Origin of the sequence: Maribacter sp. Hel_I_7 (genome assembly GCF_000688315.1) — a bacterium.
Classification (GTDB): domain Bacteria; phylum Bacteroidota; class Bacteroidia; order Flavobacteriales; family Flavobacteriaceae; genus Maribacter; species Maribacter stanieri.
In genome coordinates this window covers 597,664-613,253 of sequence record NZ_JHZW01000003.1, presented here as the reverse complement: position 1 = coordinate 613,253, position 15,590 = coordinate 597,664, and the positions used below count along the sequence as shown (strand labels likewise).

Sequence of the window (15,590 nt, the reverse complement as noted above, 5' to 3'; positions counted from 1 at the left end):
ATGGAACCAAAGTATTTAACCATTAAACAAATCTTCAGCCAAGAAGACCGATATAATATTCCAATATACCAAAGAAACTATGCTTGGGAAGAGTCTCAAATAAGTCAATTGATTCAAGATATATATGATGTATATCCAGATGGTAATAATTACTATTTGGGTAGTTTAATAGTCTATAAAAGAGAAAATATTTATGAAACTATAGATGGTCAGCAGCGCTTGACTACATTAAACATTTTAGCCTGTATATTAAAACATGAAGCTAAGGGCAACAATTACTTTAATGATGTTGATGTTAACCTCCAGTTTGATAGCAGAGTAAAGTCTAATAGAACTTTAAGCTATTTTAATGAAAATGGTTATGCGTCAACTACTCTAGACCTGCATCCACAAATGGCACAGGCTTATGAAATTATCAACCGAAAACTTGAAGAACTATTCGATAGGGATTTTTCAGAATCAGATAAGTTCAAAGCCTTTTTAGAGTATTTTTTAACCAAGGTGAAAATTTTACGCATTCAAGTTCCAGAAGAGACTGACCTTAATCATTACTTTGAAGTAATGAACAATAGAGGTGAACAATTGGAAAAACATGAGGTACTAAAAGCTCAATTTTTAGATGTATTATCTAAATCCGAAGAAAGTGAAAAATATAGAAAAACTTTCAACCTAATATGGGAAGCTTGTTCTTATATGGACCGTTACGTACAATACGTATTTAAAATTCAACATAGAAAAGCCTTGTTTGGTGAATTTTGGAACGAGCTTGAATTTGAAGATTTTGAAGACATATGTAACAAAACCTACCATACTGAATCTACACTAATTGTAACTAATGAAAAGAACACTTTTCGCAATATCGTTTTAGGTAAGGTTGATTTAGAAAAAGATAGAGAATCTGAAATTAATGAAGAAGGTTTAGAACGTTTTACGCCTGTTACCTCTTTTCCCCATTTTTTATTACAAGTGCTAAGAATTACCGTTGATTCTAACGTTCAACTAGATGACAAAAAGTTAATTACTCAATTTAAAGAACATATTTTCGAAAAGGATAACGCCCTCGATTTAACTAAAAAATTTGCAGATAACCTTCTGTACCTTAAGTTTTTATTCGATAATTATATTCTAAAAAGAGACTATAATAATGATTCTGAGTCTTGGGCTATTCTTGAAATGAAAAAGCAACAAGGTAGAGATATAGGTTATTATGTAAATACCTTTAAAAATATTGGACAACAAAACAAGCTGGTTCACCTTCAAAGTATGTTTCATGTTTCTTTCCCCCAAACCAATTATAAGCATTGGTTGTCCGCATGTTTATTATGGTTATATGAACAAGAAGAAATAGATATTGATAAGTTTATAAACTATTTAGAATCTTTATCCGATGCCTTCTATTTCAATAGATTAAATGACACGTTAGATTATCATGAAATTATTTTTAATGACGATGAGGCTGATACAGAAATAGAACCTTCAGAGCAACAATTAATTACGCATTTAAACATTGGAACTAGTGTAAACAACTTCGTTTTTAATAGATTAGATTACCTCTTATTATATGATATTGAAAATCAGAAAGAATTAATTTCTCTAGAAAACATAGATGAAGATTATCTGAATTTTAAGCTTAATAGTTTCGAATTTTCTTTTAGAAGTTCTGTTGAACATTACTCTCCGCAACAACCTAAAAATAATGACGAACCAATTACCAATATTGACAACTTTGGCAATCTTTGTTTGATAAGTGCTTCTAGAAATTCAGAACTTAGCAATTATTCGCCTACAGCTAAGAAAGAACATTATAAAAGGGCTAATGGTATCGAAAGTCTAAAACAACGATTAATGATGTGTTATAACACCTGGAATGAAAACACGGTTAACGAACATCAAGAACACATGGTAACATTATTAAATACCAAAACAACAACAAAATAAATGGCATTATCCACACAAGAAATAGTAAATAAACTTTGGAACCTTTGTAACGTATTACGTGACGATGGTATTACCTATCACCAATACTTAAACGAACTTACCTTTATTCTGTTCCTTAAAATGGCAGAAGAAACCGACTATAACGATAAGCTACCAGAAGGCTACCGTTGGGAAGACTTAAAACAAAAAGAAGGAATAGAACTCGCTACTTTTTACCGTAAATTATTACTGCATTTAGGTACAGAGAGCACGGGGAACATCCAAAAAATATACAACAACGCACAAACCAGTATACAGGAACCTGCCAACTTGCGTAAGATTATAAAACACATCGACGAGCTCGATTGGTTTGAAGCCAAAGATGAAGGCTTAGGCGAAATGTATGAAGGCTTACTAGAAAAAAACGCAAGTGAGAAAAAATCTGGAGCGGGACAATACTTTACACCACGACCACTAATTAACGTAATGGTACGTTTAATGGACCCAAAAGTTGGTGAACGCCTTAACGATCCTGCTTGCGGAACATATGGCTTTATGATTGCAGCTCACCATTATATTCTAAAGCACAACGATATATACAACCTTACTGAAGCTGAAAATAAACATCTGCAAACGGACCAATACAGTGGTTGCGAGTTGGTTGGCGATACCCACCGTTTAGCCATGATGAATGCCTTTCTACATGGCATGGGCGGAAACATAGCTTTAGCAGACTCGTTGAGCAGTTATGGTGAAAGTGTGAAGAATATGGACTTAGTTTTGGCAAACCCACCATTTGGAACAAAAAAAGGAGGCGACAGACCAACTAGAACCGATTTAGTCTATCCAACCTCTAACAAGCAACTCAACTTTTTACAAGGTATTTACCGCAGTTTACATATACGTGGCGGTGCACGTGCAGCAGTAGTATTACCAGATAATGTATTGTTTGAAGATGGCGACGGACAAAGAGTACGCCAAGACCTTATGGATAAATGCAACCTTCATACTATTTTGCGTTTGCCAACAGGTATTTTTTATGCCGCAGGTGTAAAAACAAATGTGCTGTTTTTTGAGCGTGGTAAAACAGATAAAGGGAATACCAAAGAAGTCTGGTTTTACGATATGCGTACCAACATGCCAAAATTTGGAAAGCGTACCCCATTTACCGAAAGCTATTTTGAAAACTTTGAAAAAGCTTATACCACTAAAGACCGAAACAAAATTAAAGATGAACGCTTTAGTTGTATTACCCGGGAAACCATAGCTAAAAAGAACGATTCTTTAGATTTAGGTCTAATTGCAGACGATAGCATTACCAAAGCCGAAGATATTGGCGAACCTATAGACATTGCCAAGGAGGCTTTAACCGAATTAGCTAGCATTACCAAAGAGTTGAATGCCATAATTAAAGCATTACACTAGATGAAAAATATGCTGCCAAAAAATTGGGTCGAAACGACTATCGGTGATTTATTCACTTTAAGACAAGGTATTCAAGTATCTAAACCAGACCAAAGTTTGGAATTTAAAAAAGGTATGGTTCAATTTTTGCGAATTGTTGATTTTACTAAAACGAATGAACTACCAAGATATGTGACTGATCCTGGAGAAACATACCATATGCAAAAGGATGATATTGCATTAGTGCGATATGGAACAGTTGGATTTGTTTGTTATGGAAAAACAGGAGTCATTGCTAATAACTTATTCAGAGTTATTCCTAATATTGATATAAATAAAAAGTATGTAACCTATTACCTTAAATCAAGCGGTTTTCAACACAGTTTAGTTTCAAAAGGCGCGACAATGCAGGCGCTAAGTTTTAAAACAGTCAATCCAATATTATTCCCACTTCCACCACTAGCAGAACAACAACGCATTGTTGCCAAACTAGACGTATTGTTTAACCATTTAGACACTTTAAAAACCCGTTTAGACCACATACCACAACTGCTTAAAAACTTTAGGCAAGCGGTTTTAACACAAGCGGTAACTGGTAAGCTTACGGAAAAATGGAGAGTAACGAATCATACTTCAGTAAGTATCAAATTGATAGAAGAGCAAATAAAATTAAACAAAAAATTATATTCCAATTATACTTCTATCAATCGTTGGGAAACACCCAATAACCCATGGAAGGAACATCCGATAATTCCGAAAAATTGGGGATGGTTTACTGTTGATGAGATAAGATGTTCAAAAGCTGAGATAGTCTACGGGATTGTTCAACCTGGTCCTAAATTAACTTCAGGCGTTCCATACATTAGAGGTCTGGACATAGTAAATGGCAAAATACTTCAAGATCAGCTAATGAATACATCTGAAGAAATTGCAAAAAAATTTAACAGATCAAAACTTATTGAAGGTGACGCCATTTTAGGAATTATACGACATTCAAAAGTTGCGACGATTCCAGAGGAATTAGATGGAGTTAATATGGGAAGAGCCACAGCACGAATTCGTCCATCAATATTTATTACTCCAAAATATTTGAATTTCTGTTTGTCATCACCCTTGATGCAATTGTGGATTAAAGCTAATTCGAGAGGTATTGATATGCCTGTAATTAATTTGAAGGAGGTTCGAAAACTTCCTGTTCCTATTCCTAGTGTAGAAGAACAAACTGAAATCGTAAACCGAGTAGAACATTTATTTACCAAAGCAAATGCTATAGAAGCGCAATACCTAAGCCTAAAAGAAAAAATAGATAGTCTACCACAAGCTATTTTAGCCAAAGCCTTTAAAGGTGAGTTGGTGAGGCAGTTAGATACAGATGGTGATGCTAAGGAGCTGTTGGAAGAGATTAAGAAATTGCGTGAGATTGGGAGTAAGAAGTCTGTTAATAGGATGAGAAAAAAGTAATATTATAGTAAATATGAAGCAGTTTGTAAAAAATAATTTAGCATTTGTTATTACCTATATAATTACGATTGGTTTGTCATTAATTTTCATTGAAACTATTACTAATTTGATGCTGAAAATTGGTGGTTTAGTAAATTACCATTCAAGTGCTTTTGCGACAGGTTTCTTTGCTTTATTAATACTATCTATTATTATGTATTCAGTACTAATTTGGAAAGCATTTATTCATAATAATAGAATAACTTTCTTAGTATATTATATAGTTACTATACACTTTTTTTTAAGATATGTATTTACAGATTATATAACGTTTTTAAAGTTAGATAATTGGTTTGTTTATGCAGATTCGATATTTATAGTCGCTTCTTTACATTTTATAAATTTGGTTAGAGTTTGGGCTAAAGATGATAAGCTAAAAGTTAAAGAAAGGGAAAAAGAAATAGCATTTGAAGAATCAGGAATTTCCTCTAATTTTTTCATAGAAGATAAAGTTTTTAATAATGGAGAAATTGATAACGAAGCTATTCTGCAAAAATTAATAGAAGTTGTAACTAATTTTAAACCAGAAGAAGCTTTTAGTATTGGTATGAATGCTGTTTGGGGCTATGGTAAAAGTAGCTTTTTACATAGGTTTAAAAACGAGTATGAAAAAGTACAGCCAAAAGAAATTGTTTTTTGGTACAGAATATGGAAAAACAAAGGCTCTAATGCTATAATAGAGAATTTTTTTGAGGAATTAAAGCATCAATTAAAACCTTACTCTGCTAAAATTTCAAGTGATATTAACAACTATGTTAATTCTATTCTAAGCCTTTCTGACAGTGATTTAAATAAACTTATTTCTACTGGAAAAGAATTACTTTCTGAAAATGAAACAATTGAAAATTACTACAATAGCATAAATACTAATATTAAATCAATTGACAAGCAAATAATCATTTTGCTAGATGATTTAGACCGTTTGGAAAGTGTTGAGATTATTAATACATTAAAATTAATTAGAACATTATCTGATTTTTCTAATGTAATATTCATAGCTGGTTACGACAGAAAATATGTAGTGGATAGTATTAACAAACCAAAGGATAATTACTTGGATAAGATTTTTAATGTTGAGATTAATCTTTTACCATTTGATTCAGATTTAATATTAACCGAACTCTTTAAACATATTGATAATAGTTTCATCAATGAGAATGAAGGAAAAGATTTTAAAGGATTCAATGAAGCTTTTAAAAACTTATTTAGAGATTTAGAATTATTTAGTGAAGATATTGTAATAGAAAATTTGATGGATGCTGAAGATAATTCATGTGCAACAAATCATAAGTTAAAGTATCAAGATTTTTTAAAAACTTATAGAGATGTAAAAAGATTTGTCAATGAATTTAAATTTAATTATTCTTTTTTAATTAGTGAATATGATGTTGTTCCACAAGAATATATTTTACTAAAGCTATTAACTTATAAGTATAGAGAATTAGACAGGGTGCTATTCTCAGATAATAATTCATTTCTAAATAGAGGTATTGTAGATGAAGTAAATAATAACATACAGGTATTTGGAGGGGATAGTTTAAATAATGTATTTATTTATGAAAAAGAAAGTAAGGAAAGACTTCTGAATATAATATCCGATTATTCTGTAACAGACATTGAAATCATTGATGCTGTTATTTGTAGACTTTTTGGTAAAAAATCTACTAAGTTTTATCAAAAAAATCAAAACTCTATTTCTAAAATTTATTATTCAGATATTTATTTGAGAAATAATATTGTTGGTGGCAAACTATCAATCACTGAACTATTAAATGCATATTCTAAAAATATGCTTTTTCCTCTTGCAAAGAAACATTCACAAAACAGCAATATATCCCATTTTCATATTGTAAATGAAATTAAACAATTCATTTTTAATAATTCAGCAAGCTCAAAAGAGCAGTATTTAGATATTTTAAGAACATTACATTTTATTTTGCCAAATAGTAATACTTATGATGACCAAAATAGTATTAATATTTTAAGAAATGCTTTTCATTCATTTTACAAAAAAAATAAAGAAGAGTTTTTAGGAGATATATTAAAGATAATTAAACAGGAATCTTTAAGTTTTTTAGATTTTCTATTTAGAGATATTAATTTGGATTTGAAACGTTTAAAAAGTCAATTAGATTATAGTACTGATTACCTAAGATTTAGCAATAATGAGTTTTCTGAAGAGGATTTGAAAATGTTACTTTTAAATAAATTAAAATACCTAATTGAAAATAAATTTAGTCCAGAAATTATTAGGTCTGTATATTACTTGCATGTAGAAGCTATTGTTTATAATAAGAATATAATAAGTTCTCATGATTCAAATTACTTATTAAAAAATGATATTAGAGAAAGATTTGCAGAGTATTTTAACTCTCCTTTATTTGAATCAGTTAGAGAAAAAGTAAATGATAGTGAGTTTGATTTTAGTAATTATTCCCCAAATTTTTCTTTAGCTCAAATTTTTTCCAATCCCGAAACTTTAATTGCTTTAATTCAAGACCCTATTAATAAAGATTTATATAATAAATTCTATCAAGAAGGCTGGGATAATTTCAATGATTATTTAAAGTCAATAAAATTGACAGAGGTTGACTTAAAAATAATTGATAAGGATAAGTTTGAAGACATGAAATTATTAGTTCAAGCTTTTATCGAAAATGAATATGAATCTTTAACAAAAGATGAATATTTTAAAGCTATCAATAAGCTTCCTTTTTAAAAAATAATGCCCGAAATGAGTACTTCAACCTAGATAATTATGCTATTCAACCAAGTCACCAAAGAACATATCCTATTAGGCATCAAAGATTATCAAAATAAAGGCTTACCAAATGGCTTTGGTCCTTCCTCTACCTATGATTTAGTTTACCAAGGCAAAAGGTATCCACCTAAAGCTGTTATGGTTTACGCTAACTACCACGCAATTGGCAGAAAAATTGAACGCTATTTTAAAGGTGGTATTGGTACCGATTGTTTTCTGGCTTTTGAGCAAAATGGTTTTGATGTAATCCCTAAAAATCAAGAAATAGAAAGTGAAATTGTAAAAAAAGAATTTGCGAAATGGTTGCTCAAAAATGCCACTATTAATTATCAGCCATACTATGGTAAAACCGTTGACTCCGTAATAGAGAAATTGAATGAAATCAACGACTTTTTCGATAAGGACTTATTTTCAGTTAACAAGGACAACTTTAAGGAAATGATTTCTTATATAAGTTTTATAAATAGTAAAAAGGAGCGTATAAAACGTAAGGAATTCTATGATTATGACAAAAAACACAGTAGAGGTATTCCTATTGCCGTTCTAGGTAAAGAGAACTATTCGAAATTTTTAAATACATACTTTTCAGAAAACACTAATATGAGCCTAGAAAAAGCATTACAACCTTATTTAGTAAAGTATAAAACGTTAGTAAAAAGTTCAGAAGATTACGATGAAATTTATAAATGGGAAGCTATACAGAATTTTCAAAATCATTGGAATTTAGATGCAGATGATATAGTTTCTATGTTAGATGCTTCTTTTCCTGGAAGTCAAAATTTATGGGCGGGCAGTCATTTTCTACCTATAAATATGCTCAAAGAATTTACACGAATCAATAAAACAAAAGTTGTTGAGGCTCTAAAAAATCTATTTAATGAGAATGTAGAATTAGAGGCACGTATACCAGAATATATTTCTATAATGGATAGCCTGCTTATAGACTACAACAAATCTTCTGGTAGAGACGATAAATCTCATTACCAAGATGCAAGGGCAATTAGTTTATTACTTGGCTTTAAATACCCGGCAATACATTCTCTTTTTAAACATGGCGTACTAAAAACATTCTGCCAACAATTCGACCTTACAGCTCCAAAAACTGGTCAAGTTGCTATTCAAATACTGACCAACAACAGTATTAACCAACAAGTAAAGTCAATTTTAATAAAACATCAAGAGCTAATTGAACTGCATAAAAATAGACTAACACCAGAATCGTATAGGGAGGATGATAACAATATACTTACACAAGATTTTATCTATTCCATATTTGCATACGATACTAAAGAGCCTAAGTATTGGCTATATTCCCCAGGAAAAAATGCTTATGAATGGGACCACTTCTACTCAAAAGGTATGATGGCGTTAGGATGGGGCGAATTAGGAGATTTAACTAATTACCAGTCAAAAGAAGATGTTGTAAAAGCGCTCCAAGATTTATATGATACGGATAGCTCTAAAAAAAATGACGCTACCGCTACTTTTAATTTCATGTCTGAAATGAATATTGGTGATGTAGTATTTGTTAAAAAGGGAAATTCAAAGCTTTTGGGTTATGGCATTATTGCATCTGACTATGAGTTTGATTTTAACGCACAAGAGTTTAAGCATGTTCGTAAGGTTAACTGGAAAAAGAAGGGCATTTGGAATGCTGGTCATAATCTAGCCATAAAAACGTTAACCGACATTTCTAATTATCCTTCGCCAGATTCAAATCACAGTACTTATCATGAACGCCTTATGGCTATAATTAATGACAATCAGATTTCTACTTCAAAAACACAAACCATGAGCTATCCAATAAATTCAATTTTATATGGTCCACCGGGTACAGGTAAAACATTCAACACCGTTAACAGAGCGTTAGAAATATGTGGCGAATCAATTGATGGTTTAGACAGAAAGGAAATAAAAGAACTATATGATTTAAAAGTAGCTGAAGGTCAAATCATATTTACCACTTTTCATCAAAGCATGTCTTATGAAGATTTTATAGAAGGCATAAAACCTATAGAACCTGAAAAAGAAGGTGATCCTGTTATTTATAAAGTAATAGAAGGCATCTTTAAAAAAGCCTGTATTGAAGCTTCATTCAACTTTGCCCTAGATAATAATGATACAGATACTGATAAGGTTTTAGATTTCTCTTTAGCTTACGATAATTTCATTCAGAAATTAGAAGAGAGATTAGCTTCTGAAACTGAGGTTGAGCTTGAAATTAAAAATGGCGGTAAAGTATATGTAGACAGTATTTCTCAACAAGGCAATATTCAGATTAAACATTTAGAGGGATTAAGAACATATACCGTATCTAAAACCAGGCTTTCGAAATTGCAAAAGGCAATTACCAATTTAGATGAAATCTCTAATATAAATGATTCATTTAGAGCTATTATTGGTGGAAGTAACTCAACAGCTTACTGGTCAGTTTTAAATGCTATTCAAAAAGAAAATCATTTTGATAATATTCTGAATAACACTGAACGAAAGTACTCGCCAGAAGAAAAAAGAGAGGCAGTTAAAGAATTAGATAAAAACATTTATAAAGGTAATACCGGCAAACCTATTGTATTGATTATTGATGAAATAAACAGAGGTAATGTATCGGCAATTTTTGGTGAATTAATCACATTAATTGAAAAGGATAAAAGACTAGGCGCAGATGAAGCTCTTATGGCTCAACTACCCTACAGCAAAGAAACTTTTGGCGTACCACCCAATCTTTATATAATCGGGACTATGAATACTGCTGACAGAAGTGTAGAGGCTTTGGATTCTGCATTAAGAAGGAGGTTTAGCTTTACTGAAATGCCACCTAAGCCAAAATTCATAAAAGAAGTTGGCAGTGCTAATAATGGTATTGTAGAGGATATTAACCTAGTGAAAGTTCTGAAAACCATAAATAACCGAATTGAAAAATTATTAGATAGAGACCATGCCATAGGGCATAGTTACTTTTTGAAAGTAAAAAATCTTAAACAGTTAAAAGCTGTTTTTGCCAATAAGGTCATACCCCTTTTACAAGAATACTTTTTTGGGGACTACGGTAAGATAGGTTTAGTATTAGGCTCAGGTTTTGTAAAGTCTATTCAAGATGATAATGAAGACGGATTCTTTGCTTCTTTTGAAGATTATGATTTAGGCACATTACTAGAAAGAAAGATGTATAGAATAAAAGATGCTACAGAAATGAACAATGAAGATTTTAAAAAAGCACTTCTAAAACTTATAGGATAGAAATTTGAGCACCCAACACCACATAGTTGTATTTGAATATGAGATTCTACGAACGGATAGAGGAGCAAAAAGATTAACTATTGATCAGTTGAAATCTTTACAAGCTTTTTATGGGGAAACTGGTATACCCTACTATTCCCTTGTACATAACGGAGTTAAGTTTTGTGAATACGTAGGTGTATTACAAATTGGAAACACGTTAATAGAGGTTTTACCTAAGATTGACAAAAGTGTAACGACGTCTAAAGAAAGTTGGCGTAGAGTGCTTATAGACATGCTACATACCGTTGGTGTGCTAAAATTAAATGCGCCTACTTCTGGTAGTCTAAAATTAAAATCAAACTCTATACTTGATTTATATTTTGAAATATTCATAAATGAGGTAAAGTATCTCCTACGACAGGGCTTAGTAAAAAAATATAGAAAAACAGAAGGCAACGGAACCAGCTTAAAAGGTAATCTCAAATTCGGAAAACATATAAGTCAGAATTTAGTGCATCAAGAACGTTTTTACATTCAGCATACAACGTATGATACAGAACATAAACTTCACCTAATTCTTTATAAGGCTATAAAACTTTTAGCAAACATCAACACAAATGAGAGTTTGCAAGGTGCTATACAGTCATTACTACTTGATTTTCCAGAAATGCCCGATATTAAAATATCAGATGCAACCTTTAATACATTGGTATTAAACAGAAAGACTAATGGGTATCAAAAAGCTATAGAAATAGCTAAGCTTTTGCTCTTGAACTACCACCCTGATGTTAGTAAAGGTTCTAACAACATACTAGCTCTAATGTTTGATATGAATGCTTTGTGGGAACAGTTTGTTTATACGAGTTTAAGAAAGCATAAAAATAAAGGAATCACAATTACTGCTCAAAACACAAGAAATTTTTGGAAACCAAGTAATGGTTATAATTCTAAAATGAGACCAGATATTGTCTTAAATAAAGGAGAAATCAATTGTGTAGTTTTAGACACCAAATGGAAGAATATTAAAAACTATAATCCTTCCCCGCAAGACCTTCGCCAAATGTTTGCTTACATGAAGTATTATAATGCGAAGAAAGTTGCATTAATATACCCAGGCTCTACCATAAAGAAAACTCATGGTCACTATTATGACCATAATGAGCAAAGCCCACAAAGTATAGGTTTAGAAGAATGTAGTGTAATATCCTTACCACATAATACCAATATTAGAGATTGGCAAAAAGAAATAACCTTTGAAATTGAAAAATGGATAGGGTTATCATTTGAGTCGGAAACTAATTTTTAGAAATCCAGTGATTTTATACATTTTATCGCAGTCCATTAAGTAAATTCTATTTAATAGCGTTAATTTTTTATGCATTTATAGACTTAAAAGAACTTTAATCCGTTTTGATAGTATGTTACTAAGCTTATTAACTTTAATAAAAACATGGTTCGAAAGTATTTAAAATTTATCCCTATTTATATATTAATATTGTTTGCATTTGGAAGTTGTACTTCCTCGGATGATAATAATGCAGAAGAAGAAATGGATTATGAACTACCTGTTATTTCTACAACGCCAATTTCAAATCTAACTTCTACATCAATTAAAAGTGGAGGTGCTATTACCGACAATGGAGGTAGTCAAATTACAAGTAATGGTGTTTGCTATGGTAAAACGGAAAATCCAACTATTCAAGATAATTTTACAGAAGATGAAAGTGTCAGAAATACTTTTACCAGTTTAATTTCAAATTTGGATGAAAACACAGTTTATTATTTGCGAGCTTATGCAAAAAATGCACAAGGTATAGCCTATGGGAATGAAATTTCATTTAAAACCCTTTCCGTCGATTCAGAACAAAGCGTGTTATCCACCGATTTAAAGAAGATTACGATAAGTAATAATCCGACATATAATTCCATTATTACAGTTTATACTTTAGATTACGATTCTAACAAAAAACTAACAGGACTTGAGATAAATCAAGAAAACCAAACCTTTGGTCCTTCGTATGCATATTACCATATGGAATATAATAACGAAGGGGAATTAATAAGAGCCCTATTGGATTGTTCAGAAAGCAATTGCGGATGGAATATGGGTATTTTACCGTCTAATTATGTAGGTATAACATTTGATCGTTCTACAGAAAATGGTGTAAATATCATTTCAATAAATGAAAGCGAACTTGATGTAAACCGTGATTATGCAGGTCGAATAGCAGGGGTAGATTACCAATTATCTTCGGAAAACTTAATTTTAAAACAGAGTGAAACTGACATATTATATGAAAACAATAATATGATTGGTATCCGTAATTCTGTTTCTAACAATGATGGTCTTGAATACTTTGACTATGACGATAAATTAGGAGTTATTAATTACTCTGACGAAATAGGAGTTATACAATCTCACGACTATATCTATCGTCTAATGGTAGGACTTAAATACTCTGTCAATAATTATAAAAGGATGAAATTCGATTGGAAAAAATCAGATTATTTTATTACAATTGAATATGATGCACATAATAGACCAATAAAAAGAACTACAATAAACAAATACAATGGTGCAGATAATTTGGTTTATGAAGAAGTTCTCGAATATAGAGATCAGTAAACAATGTCTATAAGACAGTTAACAAAAACCTTAGTGTTGTATTAAGTTAAATTAACTAATGACCTTCACATTTTTAACCATTCTAGTTTTTGCTTTAGGTTTCTACTACGCCAAAAAATATGGAAACAAAGCTAAAAAAGATATTGAAAACCATTTTAAAGAAAATGTAAAGCCACCAGAGAGCGCAGCTATCCATAAAAAACCAACATCTAACAAAAGAAAAACCCTACCTAAAAATTTTAACGAGTTATTAGAAAACAGCACAATTGAAGAACTTATTTCAGTTTTAAAAAAGTGCAATATTGATGCCTACGGAGGATACTCTAAAAAAACTGCTTTAGCATTCGACAAATGCCCTCATGAATTGGCAAAGTGGCTTATTGAAAATGGAGCTGACATTAACGCTACAGATACTTATGGTAGCACTCCCCTTCATAGTAGGTCAATCGGCATATTCGGCAATATTACTAGTCTTTTAGAATTAGGCGCAGATATCAATTTAAGCGATGGTAAAATTGGAAACGCACTTCATACGGCAGCATTTTCACATAATGTTAATAATTGTAAAATATTACTTGATGCCGGAACTTCCGTAGATGCTATGAGCGAAAGTGGCTTGACTGCATTAGAACTTTCTTTAAGTATGTGCTATAACATTGACATTTTAAAGATGGTGGAAATCTCTCATATTTTCTTATCAGCCGGAGCCAAAAAAACTACAAAAATGCAGGCATCTGTAAAAAAGATTGGCAAAACGTTTGAGTTTCATAGGGAGGGGTTTAATAAAGATACTGTTGGACAATATAGCCAAGCGTTAGACAAACTATATAAATTGTTTGAAGTTACTCCAGTACAAAATAGAGTAATGCATGATGGAAAAAGCATCATTACCGTAACCAACAAATCATGGCAAAAACAACACCAAGAATTATGGGAATTATTAGTACCCTCAAGCGGACCATCTGAAACCATACAAGGTGAAGTTATTAGAATCTCAGGAAAAATATCTGATGAAATCGAAAGAAATGGCGGCGGAAATTGGAGTAGTAATCATAATAATATGAACAATGCTTTCTTAGAATTTGTTAGTACTGGCAAAAGTCTTTCGTCTTCTGAATTAGAAGAGCTAAAACTACTTATTAAAGACATAAAGCAGTACAATGAAGAAGTTGATAGCATGTGCGAATTTGCTGTGAAATGGGTTTTAAATAATCCAGTTCCTCAAAATCTTGGTTCTGTGGATTATGATATATAATAATATAGTTATTTGACTTTAACTTCAAAATATTAAATATTCAAAGTAAACCCAAAGCTTACATTAGAGGCGCGGTTGTCTTCTAAATCAGAATTAAAATTAATTACGGAGTAATTATACAACGCTGAAAAACTTATTCTTTTAGTCAATGGCATTTCAGCTTTAAATTGACTTAAAATTCTATGATTACCTATGTTGTCATACAACGGTTGAAAATAGAGTGTACCAGTAATATCAAGTCTATACTTTTTAAAGGATTGGTTTAATGATATATAACTACTATTTCTATGGTTATAGAATTTTTGGTCACTATCATCTAAAGACTCAATTTCATAAATATAAGAGTTACCAAAATAAGCAAGCGTTCCATTTTTATCTAAAATCTTTAATCGTAATCCTACACCTAATAAATTACGCTCTGAAATTGTTAATTTCTGGTTATTCTGGTTTTGTAAAAAAGCCTCTAAACGAACTAACTTTGATAATTTCTGATTAAACCGAGCATGTAGAAAATAAGAGTTTTGAAAATCTTCATCTTTAGAACGAATCAGATTTACATTCCCCAATAAAAAATAAATACTCTTTAGATTCTTCGACTTAAACTGGGTAGTTAGGTTAGAACCTATTTGAAGAATATATTCTCCATTGTTATCTGTATAATTAAAAAGCAAATCACTATTTAGAACAAACCTGATAGAATCCGTGTGCATTCTTTTAGACTCAATATTTACCAATTGCGCTTGTGCAGCGTAGCCAAAGAATGATACTAAAATGTAAATTATAGGTTTAAAATTATTCAAGGTAAGTTTCATGACAGATGATAAGAACTATTTCAGCAAAACTATTGCTTAATTTAATCTCTGAAAAGTTTTAATACGGTTTACTAAATAAAGGGTAGGCACCTA

General features: G+C 31.2%; 9 protein-coding genes. 8 read left to right on the top strand and 1 reads right to left on the bottom strand.

Going from position 1 to position 15,590, the window contains the following annotated elements:
* From P178_RS0114185 to P178_RS0114150, 8 genes are all read left to right on the top strand, one after another.
* Nucleotides 1-1,938 carry a DUF262 domain-containing protein gene (locus P178_RS0114185; protein ID WP_027066827.1) on the top strand — a complete coding sequence of 646 codons (1,938 nt, stop codon included), beginning with the start codon at nt 1-3 and terminating at the stop codon, nt 1,936-1,938.
* The gene (locus P178_RS0114180; protein ID WP_027066826.1) at nt 1,939-3,342 is read left to right on the top strand and encodes an N-6 DNA methylase; all 1,404 of its coding nucleotides are present in this window, start codon (nt 1,939-1,941) and stop codon (nt 3,340-3,342) included.
* A complete protein-coding gene (locus P178_RS22135; protein ID WP_051638320.1) occupies nt 3,343-4,782 on the top strand; it encodes a restriction endonuclease subunit S in 1,440 nt (479 codons plus the stop codon).
* 13 nt (nt 4,783-4,795) lie between these two features.
* A complete protein-coding gene (locus P178_RS0114170; RefSeq protein ID WP_027066825.1) occupies nt 4,796-7,540 on the top strand; it encodes a P-loop NTPase fold protein in 2,745 nt (914 codons plus the stop codon).
* A gap of 39 nt (nt 7,541-7,579) precedes the next feature.
* Nucleotides 7,580-10,822, top strand: coding sequence for an AAA family ATPase (locus P178_RS23290; RefSeq protein ID WP_027066824.1), 3,243 nt, complete (start codon nt 7,580-7,582; stop codon nt 10,820-10,822).
* Nucleotides 10,823-10,826: 4 nt separating this feature from the next.
* The gene (locus P178_RS0114160) at nt 10,827-12,110 is read left to right on the top strand and encodes an McrC family protein (RefSeq protein WP_027066823.1); all 1,284 of its coding nucleotides are present in this window, start codon (nt 10,827-10,829) and stop codon (nt 12,108-12,110) included.
* A gap of 144 nt (nt 12,111-12,254) precedes the next feature.
* Complete coding sequence (locus tag P178_RS0114155) at nt 12,255-13,430, top strand: hypothetical protein (RefSeq protein ID WP_027066822.1); 1,176 nt, start codon at nt 12,255-12,257, stop codon at nt 13,428-13,430.
* Nucleotides 13,431-13,488: 58 nt separating this feature from the next.
* Entirely contained in the window at nt 13,489-14,685 is a 1,197-nt protein-coding gene (locus P178_RS0114150; RefSeq protein ID WP_051638319.1) for an ankyrin repeat domain-containing protein, read from the top strand.
* Between the two features lie 32 nt (nt 14,686-14,717).
* On the opposite strand, the gene P178_RS0114145 is transcribed toward P178_RS0114150, so the two are convergent.
* Nucleotides 14,718-15,497: a DUF481 domain-containing protein gene (locus P178_RS0114145; RefSeq protein WP_027066820.1), complete on the bottom strand. Its 780-nt coding sequence runs from the start codon at nt 15,495-15,497 to the stop codon at nt 14,718-14,720.
* Nucleotides 15,498-15,590 lie beyond the last annotated feature (93 nt).